Raw genomic sequence first — 8,090 nt, 5'->3', positions numbered from 1 at the left:
ACCGCCGATAGGCGGTCAGGCTGCAATCGTTTCGCCCCGAGGTCGGGGCTCCCACAGGTTGGTTTGAGTTGCCGCTTCTGCCTTGTAGCTGCCTCTTCATGCGCATACAAGACTTTGAACAGGCTCCAAGAGCCTGTTCAAAGTGGTAAAAGGCCGCCACTGTACCTACGCGGCAGCTGCCCAAGCCGGTTATTCTTACCGCCCGCCCACCCCAACTTTCACCTGCCGGCCAACCCGCAGGCGCCAAGGTGGCGACGATCCGCGTCGACGAGCCCACTCCGGCAGTCGATCAGCACGAATCGCCCAGGCCACTGGCCGGCGGTGTTCACTGACGACAGACAAGAGGCAGAACATGACCCAGGTAGTTTTCATCACCGGCGCCACTTCCGGCTTTGGCCGCGCCACCGCTCGCCGCTTTGCCGAGGCCGGCTGGGCGCTGGTGCTTTCCGGCCGCCGCCAGGAGCGCCTGGAGGAACTCAAGGCCGAGCTGCAAGGCAAGGTGCCTGTGCATATCGCCACCCTCGACGTGCGCGATGCCACTGCCGTGCAGGCCCTGGTCGACAGCCTGCCGGCGCCGTTCGACAAGATCCACGCGCTGATCAACAACGCCGGCCTGGCCCTGGCGCCGGAAGCCGCGCAGAAGGTGGCGCTGCAAGACTGGCACACCATGATCGACACCAACATAACCGGCCTGGTCAACGTCACCCACGCGGTGCTGCCCAAGCTGCTGGAAACCGGCAAGGGCGCCAGCATCATCAACATCGGTTCGGTAGCCGGCGAGTGGCCGTACCCGGGCGGCCACGTGTACGGCGCCAGCAAGGCATTCGTAAAACAGTTCAGCTTCAACCTGCGCTGCGACCTGGTGTCCACCGGCGTGCGCGTCACCGACATCGCCCCGGGCATGGCGGAAACCGAGTTCACCCTGGTGCGCACCAAGGGCAACCAGGCGGCCTCCGATGCGCTGTACAGCACCACCACGCCATTGAGCGCGGAAGATATCGCCGAGCAGATATTCTACGTCGCCACCCTGCCTGCCCATATCAACATCAACCGCCTGGAAATCATGCCCAGCCGTCAGGCCTGGGGCCCGTTCGCGGTCGACCGCGACAAGTAAGCGATTGACGGGCTCGCCTGCCCGTCACTTGGACCCCTGACTCATCCGCGCGAGCCGCTGGGACAGCTCCTCGATGGCCCGGCCCAGCTCGCGCAAGGTTCCGGAATCCCGTGCGCCCTCTTCGCTGGCGCCGTGAATACGCACGGCCAGCTCGCTGATTTCCTGGGTCACGTGGCTTTGTTCCTGGGCCGCGACGGCGATCTGCTGGGCGCGCTGCACGATATCCTCGAAGCCATTGACCGTGCCTTCCAGGGTGACCGCGACGCCATTGGCCTGCTCGACCGCTTCGTGGGTACGTCGCACGCCTGCCTGCATGGTGGCGACGGTCTGGCCCGACGCATCGCGCAGTTGGCCGATCATCACCTGAATCTCGTTGGCGGACGCTTGAGTACGGCCGGCAAGGGTACGCACCTCATCCGCCACCACGGCGAAGCCGCGCCCCTGCTCCCCGGCGCGCGCCGCCTCGATCGCCGCGTTGAGTGCCAGCAGGTTGGTCTGCTGGGAAATCGAAGTAATCACCTCGAGCACGCTGCCGACCCGCTCGATGTCGCTGCCTAGACGGCCAATAGCCGCTTCGGCCTGACCGATCTCCTCCGCCAGCGCCTGAATCGACGCGCTGTTACTGCTCACGTTCACCTGGCCTGCACGCGCCGACAGCAGGGAGCGGTCTGCGGTATCCGAGCAATCTGTGGTATTGCCGGCCACTTCCTGGGCACTGGCCGACATCTCGGTGATGGCGGTAGCCAACAAGGCATTGTCTTCACGCTGGGTTTCGGCCCGCTCGGCGATGGCCTGCGACAGGCTCGCCAGCTCGGCAGCCTGGCGCTCGAGCACGCGCGATTGTTCCGATATATCGAGCAGCATGTTGCGCAGCGAACCGGCATAGCGATTCACCGCCGAGCGCAACGCACCGATTTCGTCGCTTCGACCGACGGGCAACTCGCTTCCACCACCCTCACCGAGCTGCTCGATCTGCGCGGTGGTTTCTTCGATCTGCGCCAGCAAACGACGCCCGGCGAGCCACGCCAGGCCAAGCAGTACGGCCAGCAAAGGCAGCAGGAAGAGCAGAAGTTCTCCGGTCAGGCGGTCACTCAGGCCAGCGACCTGGCCCTCGGGCGTGACGAGCCCGAGCTGCCAGCCAGTATCCCCCAAGGGCGCGAAGCTGACGTAGGAGCGGCCCTGTAGGCGCACGTCGAAATCGAGCATGCTGGTCGGTGTGCCGCCGCGCGCGGCCTGCAAGGCAGCCTGCAACGGTGCGATCGCAGAATCGCGCTCCACCAGCCCGGCCAGTGTCGGCAGCCCATCGGTGGCCTTGGCACCCGGGAAGAACAGCAGGTTACCGGCCTGATCGACCACGAAGGCATAGCCGCCGGTGACGTTGCCGCGCTCACTCAGGAAAGTGGCCAGGCCGTCGAGGCGCAGATCCACTGTCGCCACGCCGGCAAACTTTCCAGCCAACTGATAGGGAACGCTGCAGGTGGTCATCGCCACACTGGTCACCGGGTCCAGATAACCGTCGGACCATACGCAGCGACCGGGTGCAGACGAGCGCGCCGAGCTGTACCAAGACTCCTGCTGATAGGGCAGCGCGGAGGCGGCGTTGTAATCGTCACTGTACTCGAGACCGCCGCTCGCGCTGCGCGCCCAGAAGAAGCTGCGCAGCGCCACGCCGCTCTCGAAGGCACCCGGTTCGGGCCACAGGCCGCCACCGGCGATGGCGGCATTACCCTGGCTGTCGATCACCCCCGGCAGCACGCCGCGCACCAACTCGGCATCGCGCGGCAACGCCTCGGCCAAATGCGCCAGGCCAGCCGTGGTGCCCTGAATTTCGCTGAGCTGCAGTGCCAGCTGACGCGCCAGCGCGGCGGCGGCCTGCTCGGCGGATGTCACCCCGACCGCCATCAGCTGTGGCTTGCCACGCAGCGCCATGACCGAGTACACCGCCAGGGCAGTCAGGCTTAGCAACAGCAGTACACCTACGGTCATCCGCTTGGCCACAGTCACCGGAAACAATGCCATGTCGTTCTCCGCTGTTATCGGATCGGGGCGTTTCACCAACCTGCACGATTATTCATACTAGGCGATCTGCCATTACAGCAAGCGGTTTCCGCGACGAACCGCTCAAGCGCAGGCAATTCACGTTTGCCTACGGCGAGCTCGTCGCACGATACTGACCGCCACGACATACACTCCGAGCCTGCCCATGTCCCTTGCGATACGTAACGCCGTTGCAGACGACCTGCCCGCCCTGCTCGCCATCTACAACGATGCCGTGCTCAATACCACGGCCATCTGGAACGAGCGCCCCGTGGATCTGGCCAACCGCCAGGCCTGGTTCGATGCGCGTGCCGCACAGGGCTATCCGATTCTGGTGGCGGTCGACGAGGCACAGCAGGTGCTGGGCTACGCCTCGTTCGGCGACTGGCGGCCCTTCGAGGGTTTCTGCAACACGGTCGAACACTCCGTGTACGTGCGCCACGACACTCGCGGCCAGGGCCTCGGTCCGCTGCTGATGCAGGCGCTGATCGAGCGGGCTGGGGAGGTCGGCAAGCACGTGATGGTCGCCGCCATCGAAAGCGGCAACGCCGCCTCGGTGCGCCTGCATGAGCGTCTGGGTTTCAGCATCACCGGGCAGATGCCTCAGGTCGGCTGCAAGTTCGGCCGCTGGCTGGACCTGACCTTCATGCAGCTGATCCTGACTCCACAGCGCAGCACGCCATGAGTCTGCAGATTCGCCAGCTCGACGAGGCCAGTTTCGACGCCTGTCGCCAGGGTCTGATCGCCCTGTTGCTCGATGCGGTGGCCAGCGGCGCCTCCGTCGGTTTCCTGGCCGATATCGACACCCAGCAGGCGGACGCCTACTTCGACGACGTGCGCCGCGCGCTTTGCAGCGGCGCGTTGGCGATCTGGGTCGCTGAAGAGGATGAAAAAGTGCTGGGTTCGGTGCAGCTTAGCTTGTGCCTGAAACCCAACGGTTTGAATCGCGGCGAAGTGCAGAAACTGCTGGTGCTGGGCAGCGCGCGCCGCCGCGGTATCGCCCGCTTGCTGATGCAGCAGCTCGAAGCCCATGCCGGGCAGTTGCAGCGCGGCCTTCTCTACCTGGATACCGAGGCTGGCAGCGACGCGGAGAATCTCTATCGCGCCCTGGGCTACACCAGCATCGGCGGCCTGCCCGATTACGCCTGCGGGCCGGACGGCCAGTACCGGGCCAACGCCATCTACTACAAGACCCTTACTCGACCCAGCTGACTACCGCAGCTGGCTGTCCTTGCTGCCGCGACGGTTGAAACCTCCGGCCTTGGCCTGTTCCTGATCGGCCTGGGCCTGGCAGTTCACGCACAGTCGCACGCCGGGAACGGCCTGGCGTCGCGCTTCGGGAATCGGCGCCTCGCATTCTTCGCAATGGGTCAGGCTTTCGCCTTTGGGCAGTTGACTGCGCGCGCGCTGCACGGCGTCTTCGATGGTGCTGTCGATCTGTTCCTGCACGGCGCCGTCTTGCGCCCAACCGGTGGCCATGTCGCTCTCCCGAAAAAAGGTGCTGATCGGAAGATAGGAGCGCGCGGGCGGGGTTGGCAAGGGGCAGCCGACGGCGGACGAATCGGCTCGCGTTGCGCGGCCGCTGTCCGGCGTGGCAGGTGAAGCGGGTTACTCCTTGACGTTCATGAACTCGTCGGCCCAGGCCACGTAGTCCTCGGGCTGGGTGTACTTGTGCGCGAGCTCCGAGGCACTCAGGTCACTGGCGACGGCGTTGCGCTGCTCGCGCAGGCAGTCGTAAGTGGCCTTGATGGCCGCGAAGTAGGCCGCATGGCCGTTGACCACGATGCGCACGCCCAGCTTGGCGAGGCGCTCATTGTCGCGCAGCTTGGGATTGCCGTAGGTCACCAGCATCAGCGGTACGCTAAGGTGCTCGGCGATCTTCTCCAGGTGCTCGAAATCCTCGACACCGACCATGCAGATAGCGTCGGCACCAGCCTTCTGATACGCCACAGTCCGCTTGATGACTTCCTCGACGCTGAGCACACCGGCGTTGGTACGGGCGATGATCGCCAAGTCCGAATCGACCCGTGCTTCCAGGGCAGCACGTACCTTGCCGACGCCTTCGGCAACACTGATCAGGTCGGTCGACTTGCGGTTGAATTGGGCAGGCAGCAGGGTGTCTTCGATGGTCAGCGCGGAGATACCGGCGCGCTCCAGTTCGACCACGGTGCGCATCACGTTCAGGGCGTTGCCGTAGCCGTGGTCAGCGTCGGCGATCACCGGCAGGCGAGAAACCCGATGGATGCGGGTGGCCTGCTCGACGAACTCGCTCAGGGTGATCAGCGCGAAATCCGGCGCTGCCAGCACCTGCAGCGAGGCGACCGAGCCGCCGAGGATACCGACCTCGAAGCCGAGGTCGCCGGCGATGCGCGCGGACATCGGGTCGAAGACCGAGGCGGTGTGGTAGCAGGCGCCCGAAGCCAGCAGGGTGCGGAAGGCGCGCCGCAGTTCATGATGGGAAGCACGTTGCATGTTGGTCATAGGCATTGTCCAAACGTCGAATGAATCGGGTGCCCGACGGCCTTGTCCCCTGCCGTCTGAAGCGAATTCTTGTGTCGTGCTGCGACCGATGGGCCAGGTGCCGGCAACTGCGCAGGCTGCCGCGCGGGTGCGTCGGCCTTCGGCTGATGCAGGCGTCGCAGCAAATTTCCCGCCAACTCAGCGCAGGGCGGTAGGTGGCTCTACATCGGGCAGCCACTGGCGGAAAATCGCCGAAAAGCTGCCATCTCGGCGCATTTCCGCCAGCGCTTCCTGCCAAGCCGCCACGATGGCCGGGTCGGTATCGCGGGAAAACGCGATGTAATACGACGACTCCATGAACACCATCTGCGGCTGCACGTCCGCCGGTTCGAGACCGGCCGGGGCGAGCATGTCACGCAGCAGGATGTCCTCGAGCAAAATCAGGTTACCGCGGCCATGGGCGAACAGCGTGACCATGGTCTGCGGCGTCGGCACGCCGTACAGGTTCTGCAGCCCCCTGGCCTGCAGCGCCTCGTAGCTGTACCACTGTTTGGGTACCGCCAGCGGGCCGCTGGCCGCCACATCGTCGAGGCTGTCGACCTGCATCCCACTCGACTTAAGCGAGTAGAAGCGCACCTTGCCGTGCAGGATCGGCCCAACCCAATGGAAGCGCGACTCACGCTCGGGCGTGCGCACCATGGCGAACAGCGCCACGTTCGGGCCACGCTGGGCCAGGGTGTAGGCGCGGGTCCAGGGCATCATCTCGATCTGCGCAGTGGCACCGGTTCGCTTGATCAGCTCACGCACCACATCGACACCGAAGCCGCGTAGCTCGCCATCTTCCATGAACGCCGTGGGCGGGCCCGGCTCGGTGAGGATGCGCAGCTCGGCGTTTGCGCGTGCGCACAACAGCAGCAACGCGAGAAACAGAACACCATGGCAACGCAGCGGGCCCATCTGGCCATCCCCATGAACGCTTCAACAAAATCGGCTGCCGGGCAGTAAAACAGCACCGGCGGGTCGCCGCCGCTCACCTTGCAACTAAAGTGGGCAATTTTACCCCAGTGACCGGCCAATTTCAGCAAGCAGCGATGCCATCGCGGCACTGATCGGTCAGTTGCCTCGCCCGACCAGCGAAGAACTTTGTGGTGGTTGCACCGACAATCGGGCTGGCGCCAGCGCCCCAGTCAGGCGATCATCGGCGCTCGCCCATTTACGCGCATCGACATGACCAACACCACGCAAACACCTGCAGCACCGCACAAACCCCGCCCGTTCATCGACCTGCTGATCAGCATCGTGATCCCGTCGCTGATCCTCATGAAGCTCAGCGGCGAAGCCCGCCTGGGCCCGGATGGCGCGCTGGTGCTGGCCCTGGCATTCCCGCTGGGCTGGGGTGCGTTCGAGCTGGTCAAATACCGCAAATTCAACTTCGTCGCCCTGCTCGGCCTGGTCAGCGTGATCCTCACCGGTGGCATCGGCTTGCTGCACCTGGACAACCAGTGGCTCGCCATCAAGGAGGCAGCGATTCCCGGGCTGATCGGCATTGCCGTGCTGGTATCGACGCGAACCCGCTACCCGCTGATCCGCACGCTGCTGTTCAACAAGACGGTACTCAACGTCGACAAGATCCACGACCGCCTGGAGCAGGGCGGCCATACCGGGCGCTTCGAAGCACGCCTGCTGCGCGCCACCTACTGGCTCAGCGGCACGTTCTTCTTTTCCTCGGCGATGAACTATGTACTGGCCAAATGGATCGTCACCAGCCCGGCCGGCAGCGAGGCCTTCAACGACGAACTGGGCCGCATGACCCTGCTCAGCTACCCGATGATCGCCATTCCGTCGATGATCATGCTGATGGCCATCTTCTACTACCTGTGGCGCACCATCCATGACCTCACCGGCCTCAAGCTGGAGGAGATCATGGCCAACGCCGAAGCAGACAAGAAGCCCTGACAGCCCATCGCATTGCCGGATTTATACGCCTATCTCGGGCTGTTCGCCGCCGCCTTCGGTGCGGCGACACTACTGCCCCTGCAGTCCGAGGCACTTCTCGTGGCGCTGCTGCTCGGCGGCGCGCAGCCAGCCTGGATGCTGGTACTGGTCGCCAGCCTGGGCAACGTGCTGGGCTCGCTGGTCAACTGGTGGCTGGGCCGCTACCTGGAACGTTATCGCAACAGGCGCTGGTTTCCGGTCAGTGATCGGCACCTGCAACAGGCACAGCAATGGTACGGCCGCTACGGGCGCTGGTCGCTCCTGCTAAGCTGGCTGCCGGTGATCGGCGATCCACTGACCCTGGTCGCCGGTATCATGCGTGAACCACTGTGGCGCTTCACGCTTATCGTCACTCTGGCGAAAACCCTGCGTTATACCCTGTTGACCGCGGCCACGCTGGGTTTGGTGTTGTAACAAGAAACACTCGGTAACGGGCTGCAAAACGGTGCCAGTTGAGCAACCGGCCCGCCTCCGGGATACTGCG

9 protein-coding genes and 1 pseudogene are annotated in these 8,090 nt (G+C 64.7%); 5 read left to right on the top strand and 5 right to left on the bottom strand.

The features are described from left to right. The first annotated feature begins 352 nt into the window (after positions 1–352). Positions 353–1,114, top strand: a complete 762-nt coding sequence (locus BVH01_RS22255) for an SDR family NAD(P)-dependent oxidoreductase (RefSeq protein WP_075932408.1) — start codon at positions 353–355, stop codon at positions 1,112–1,114. Positions 1,115–1,138: 24 nt separating this feature from the next. Here the strand turns inward: BVH01_RS22255 and BVH01_RS25340 are convergent, their stop codons facing one another. After that, positions 1,139–1,840 carry a methyl-accepting chemotaxis protein gene (locus tag BVH01_RS25340; protein WP_371915619.1) on the bottom strand — a complete coding sequence of 234 codons (702 nt, stop codon included), beginning with the start codon at positions 1,838–1,840 and terminating at the stop codon, positions 1,139–1,141. A gap of 411 nt (positions 1,841–2,251) precedes the next feature. Next, positions 2,252–3,016 (bottom strand): annotated as a pseudogene (locus BVH01_RS25335) (cache domain-containing protein); the annotation flags it as partial. 301 nt (positions 3,017–3,317) lie between these two features. On the opposite strand from BVH01_RS25335, the gene BVH01_RS22245 reads away from it, so the two are divergent. Both BVH01_RS22245 and BVH01_RS22240 read left to right on the top strand, forming a co-directional pair. Continuing rightward, positions 3,318–3,836, top strand: coding sequence for a GNAT family N-acetyltransferase (locus tag BVH01_RS22245; protein WP_075932406.1), 519 nt, complete (start codon positions 3,318–3,320; stop codon positions 3,834–3,836). Continuing rightward, positions 3,833–4,363: a GNAT family N-acetyltransferase gene (locus BVH01_RS22240; RefSeq protein ID WP_075932405.1), complete on the top strand. Its 531-nt coding sequence runs from the start codon at positions 3,833–3,835 to the stop codon at positions 4,361–4,363. Before BVH01_RS22245 ends, BVH01_RS22240 begins: the two co-directional genes overlap by 4 nt. Here the strand turns inward: BVH01_RS22240 and BVH01_RS22235 are convergent, their stop codons facing one another. The 3 genes from BVH01_RS22235 to BVH01_RS22225 form a co-directional block, all read right to left on the bottom strand. Beyond that, complete coding sequence (locus BVH01_RS22235) at positions 4,364–4,630, bottom strand: DksA/TraR family C4-type zinc finger protein (protein WP_075932404.1); 267 nt, start codon at positions 4,628–4,630, stop codon at positions 4,364–4,366. Between the two features lie 129 nt (positions 4,631–4,759). Further along, positions 4,760–5,623, bottom strand: a complete 864-nt coding sequence (locus BVH01_RS22230) for an oxaloacetate decarboxylase (protein WP_075932623.1) — start codon at positions 5,621–5,623, stop codon at positions 4,760–4,762. Positions 5,624–5,809: 186 nt separating this feature from the next. Next, positions 5,810–6,568 carry an ABC transporter substrate-binding protein gene (locus tag BVH01_RS22225; RefSeq protein WP_075932403.1) on the bottom strand — a complete coding sequence of 253 codons (759 nt, stop codon included), beginning with the start codon at positions 6,566–6,568 and terminating at the stop codon, positions 5,810–5,812. A 270-nt stretch (positions 6,569–6,838) separates the two neighbouring features. Here BVH01_RS22225 and BVH01_RS22220 point away from each other — a divergent pair, with 270 nt between their 5' ends. After that, on the top strand, positions 6,839–7,567 hold the full coding sequence (locus BVH01_RS22220; RefSeq protein ID WP_075932402.1) for a VC0807 family protein: 729 nt from the start codon (positions 6,839–6,841) through the stop codon (positions 7,565–7,567). Positions 7,568–7,579: 12 nt separating this feature from the next. Next, on the top strand, positions 7,580–8,020 hold the full coding sequence (locus tag BVH01_RS22215) for a YqaA family protein (RefSeq protein WP_075932401.1): 441 nt from the start codon (positions 7,580–7,582) through the stop codon (positions 8,018–8,020). The last annotated feature ends 70 nt before the right edge of the window (positions 8,021–8,090 follow it).

Origin of the sequence: Pseudomonas sp. PA1(2017) (genome assembly GCF_001945375.1) — a bacterium.
In the GTDB taxonomy this organism is placed as follows: Bacteria; Pseudomonadota; Gammaproteobacteria; order Pseudomonadales; family Pseudomonadaceae; genus Aquipseudomonas.
Note: the sequence above shows the minus strand (reverse complement) of the source record. Positions and strands in the feature narration are given on the sequence as shown.